6 protein-coding genes are annotated in these 3,510 nt (G+C 47.8%); 3 read left to right on the forward strand and 3 right to left on the reverse strand.

Going from position 1 to position 3,510, the window contains the following annotated elements; genetic code table 11:
• Positions 1-329: TonB system transport protein ExbD (gene exbD, locus KQJ18_RS22650; RefSeq protein ID WP_216422805.1), on the forward strand; the 329-nt coding region annotated here is incomplete at its 5' end.
• A gap of 71 nt (positions 330-400) precedes the next feature.
• Here the strand turns inward: exbD and KQJ18_RS22655 are convergent.
• Positions 401-808 carry a cytoplasmic protein gene (locus tag KQJ18_RS22655; RefSeq protein ID WP_159121573.1) on the reverse strand — a complete coding sequence of 136 codons (408 nt, stop codon included), beginning with the start codon at positions 806-808 and terminating at the stop codon, positions 401-403.
• A 1-nt stretch (position 809) separates the two neighbouring features.
• Complete coding sequence (locus KQJ18_RS22660; RefSeq protein ID WP_038633858.1) at positions 810-1,214, reverse strand: hypothetical protein; 405 nt, start codon at positions 1,212-1,214, stop codon at positions 810-812.
• A gap of 104 nt (positions 1,215-1,318) precedes the next feature.
• Between KQJ18_RS22660 and KQJ18_RS22665 the strand changes: the two genes are divergently transcribed.
• Positions 1,319-1,822 (forward strand): hypothetical protein, encoded by a 504-nt coding sequence (locus KQJ18_RS22665; RefSeq protein WP_038633854.1) that lies wholly within the window; start codon positions 1,319-1,321, stop codon positions 1,820-1,822.
• A gap of 64 nt (positions 1,823-1,886) precedes the next feature.
• Here the strand turns inward: KQJ18_RS22665 and KQJ18_RS22670 are convergent, their stop codons facing one another.
• On the reverse strand, positions 1,887-2,927 hold the full coding sequence (locus KQJ18_RS22670; protein WP_042310975.1) for an aldo/keto reductase: 1,041 nt from the start codon (positions 2,925-2,927) through the stop codon (positions 1,887-1,889).
• Between the two features lie 482 nt (positions 2,928-3,409).
• On the opposite strand from KQJ18_RS22670, the gene KQJ18_RS24765 reads away from it, so the two are divergent.
• On the forward strand, positions 3,410-3,510 hold a 101-nt coding region (locus KQJ18_RS24765; RefSeq protein ID WP_253297553.1), incomplete at its 3' end, for a hypothetical protein.

Genomic DNA, 3,510 nt, shown 5'->3' on the forward strand with positions numbered 1-3,510 from the left:
TCTTTATGGTGGCCGCGCCGCTGGCAACAGTAGATGTGAAGGTGAATCTCCCTGCCTCCACCAGTACGCCGCAGCCGCGTCCCGAAAAACCGGTTTATCTGTCAGTCAAAGCCGATAAGAGTATGTTTATCGGCAACAATCAGGTGACGGATGAAACCATGATTAGCGAGCTCAATACGCTGACAGAAGGGAAGAAAGACACCACAATTTTCTTCCGCGCGGATAAGACCGTCGATTATGAAACCATGATGAAGGTAATGGACTCGCTGCATCAGGCGGGTTTCCTGAAGATTGGTCTGGTCGGTGAAGAGACCGTGAAAGCGAAGTAACTTTCTCGCCGGGTAGTGGTTTTCACCTACCCGGCCTGCTTATCCTGATTCCACGCCCCACAAACCTGTTCTTATCTGTTTTCATCTAACGCGACCGTGGTTATCCTGGTCGGTTCGTAGCTGCCTTCGGACAGCTTGCGCGTCAGGCGTAAGGTGGCCGTTTCTCGCGCGAGTATATGCTGGTAGGTGCTCTCCAGCCGGGCCATGATTTTATCCCGCAGTTCGGGTTGTTGGGCTATGATGGCCTCAATCGCGGCGCCATAGATCTCTTCTTTCGCCTGTAGCGCATAAATTTCACTGCGATTTTGCCATTTCATCCGCACCAGCGCGGCGGGTATAGAAACCATTTCCTGGGCAACGCTTTCCAGTGTTGCGTTTTTATTGGCAATCAGGATGGCTAAATTCTGCTTTAAGACAAACTCATCACTTTTATGGTCATCTAAAGCCAAATAAACATTATTATCCTCAACATCTTTCATTTTATTTCTCTTCCAGAGAATAAAAAATAGGATCGCTGGATTCGCGGGTAATTAAATTAAGCCAAATTTTATTGCCTTGCTCATTAATGATGGCTGTTTTTTCGGTCAAAATTTTACTTAATTCTTGTGCATTAATGTCGCCTTCTGCTTGCAATGAATTGAGCAAGCGCGTGAATGACTCAATCTTTGCCGCGCAAAACAAACGCTCTTTTAAATGACGGTCGCACTCTTCAAACAACATATTGCGCGCCTGGCCGGTCGCTGTAGCGCTGATCAAAATATCTGCTTCATAATCGCTTAATGTTCTCTTTCCCTGAGTCAAATTTTCACTGTTTTCTGTGGGGAAGGTATTAGTCGATGTTTGAGATAAATGATAATGCGCGGGAACAAGATGCTCGGGAAGCATGTTGAAATATCCTTTGATGCCAATACTGTATTGTTTTTAATATGTCAGGCTGCGTTGACAATAGCATGGCGTAATTTTAAAATCAAAAAAAATGGAGCCAGTATATGAACAGTATATTTTATTCTGTTATTACCCTGCTATTGCTTACCTGCGGGGTGCTTTTGTTGATGCGCAGCGCAAATAAAAACCGCTATGCAGAAAATGGTAACGCTGGACACCAGCCGGAAATCTTGAGTAAAGAAGAGGGTGAAGATCATTTTTCTGTATTGATGAATTCGATTACCCCGGTATGGTATTGGCGGGTTAATCACGAATATATCGATTTTATCCACTCGACGATCAAACGGATGACGATGGCGGAGCTGAATGAGACGCCTGGCTTATTTGATGCGCAGCGGCGCTGTAGCGACCTTAACTCTGCGGTGTATAAATATTACGACAATATAAAAAAACGCTGTCTCAGCGGGGAGAAGGTCCCGCATGCCGATCTGGATGTGCTCAACTTACGTCAGTGCTTCAGGGAGTTCAGCCTGGAGGCTTACCCTGCGCTCGTCGCGCTGGTGTGGCCGGAATACCAGCGTCCACAGCTCAAAGCAGAAGAAGTATAAGGTCATTGCGCGTTACCATGGCCGGGTAGATCTACATGGCTACCCGGCACGGAGTGACGAACGGCTATTTGTCAGATGAGGCTTGCCACAGGTTCAGCTCGCCATCAGCGACGTGTTTATCGATCTGCGCCAGTTCTTCGGCGCTGAACGTCAGATTAGCCAATGCCTGAACGTTTTCTTCCAGTTGCTCCGGTCGGCTGGCGCCAATTAATACCGAAGTGACCCGGTTGTCTTTTAGCAGCCAGCTTAAAGCCATTTGCGCCATCGACTGTCCGCGCTGTTGCGCCATCTCATTGAGCAAACGCAGGCTGCTAAGGTTTTCTTCCGTCAGCATATTTTCTGTTAGCCCACGGACTTTTTTCCCTTCACGCTGCATACGTGAACCTTCCGGGATGCCGTTGAGGTATTTCCCCGTCAGCAGTCCTTGGGCCAGCGGCGTAAAGGCAATGCAGCCCATGCCGTTAGCTTCCAGCGTATCCAGCAAGCCACTGCTGTCTACCCAGCGATTAAGCAGGTTGTAAGAGGGTTGGTGGATAAGAAGTGGAATTTTCCATTCCCGCAGCAGTTCGGCCATCTTTTGCGTTCGTTCCGGGGAATAGGATGAAATGCCGACATACAGCGCTTTACCGCTTTGCACCGCATGGGCCAGCGCTGAGGCGGTCTCTTCCATTGGCGTATTTTCGTCCACGCGGTGCGAGTAGAAGATATCGACATAGTCGAGACCCATGCGTTGCAGGCTCTGGTCGAGGCTGGCAAGCAGGTATTTACGCGAACCGCCAGAACCGTACGGCCCTGGCCACATGTCGTAGCCTGCCTTGGTGGAGATGATCAACTCATCTCGGTATTGTGCAAAATCCTCGCGCAGTAAACGGCCAAAATTCTCTTCTGCGCTGCCTGGAGGCGGCCCATAGTTATTGGCCAAATCAAAATGGGTGATGCCTAAATCAAAGGCTTTACGCAGCAGGGCGCGCTGTGACTCCAGCGCCTGAACGTGCCCAAAACTGTGCCACAAACCCAGCGACAGCGCGGGTAAGCGTAAACCGCTGCGTCCACAGTAGCGATAGAGCATCTGCTCGTAACGTTCAGGATTGGCAAACCAGGCCATGAGATCTCCTTAGTGCAGGTGAATTTCGAAACAGCGTTTCTATTCTAGCGGGTTCTCGGTGAATATTCCGTTCACAGGTCACACTGGGATGAAAAACTGGGCAGAATTCGTTACGCGAGTTATTGAAGGAGACCCGCGTGTGAAGGCTATATATCTCCCTGCGTTAATCACGGCTTTCATAATGATCCGACCTCTCATTATGATAATACTGACTCTGATTTCTCTTGGGAGCGCACTCTTGCAGGGTTTAATAAATATTTACGATAAAAAACAAAGCATTATTAAATAATTTAGGTGAGTTATCTGAATAATAATGCTAGCTAATTTCATTAGCATTCATGTTGATATCATCTGGAGAGATATGGCCTGGACTTAAGAAAGTAAAAAAATAAAGAACGCATTATATCTTCTCTACCGCCTGCCGATAACAAGGATAAGTATCGCCTGATGGCGAATTCCTCATCAACGGCAAGGAAATTATTATGGGTTTGCTGAAAAACTTCACTATTCGTATTGTCATGTTGGCAATACTGGGACTTTTTTGCCTGCTGTGGTCGGGCGTGGGTTTATTCAGTCTTCATTC

Origin of the sequence: Citrobacter sp. S55_ASV_140 (assembly GCF_018919505.1) — a bacterium.
Taxonomy (GTDB): domain Bacteria; phylum Pseudomonadota; class Gammaproteobacteria; order Enterobacterales; family Enterobacteriaceae; genus Citrobacter; species Citrobacter werkmanii.

What these genes read in the sequence shown, in the direction of transcription:
- KQJ18_RS22655 (WP_159121573.1), bottom strand. Translation starts at nt 808, where the DNA reads ATGAAAGATGTTGAGGATAATAATGTTTATTTGGCTTTAGATGACCAT.
- KQJ18_RS22660 (WP_038633858.1), bottom strand. Translation starts at nt 1,214, where the DNA reads ATGCTTCCCGAGCATCTTGTTCCCGCGCATTATCATTTATCTCAAACA.
- KQJ18_RS22665 (WP_038633854.1), top strand. Translation starts at nt 1,319, where the DNA reads ATGAACAGTATATTTTATTCTGTTATTACCCTGCTATTGCTTACCTGC.
- KQJ18_RS22670 (WP_042310975.1), bottom strand. Translation starts at nt 2,927, where the DNA reads ATGGCCTGGTTTGCCAATCCTGAACGTTACGAGCAGATGCTCTATCGC.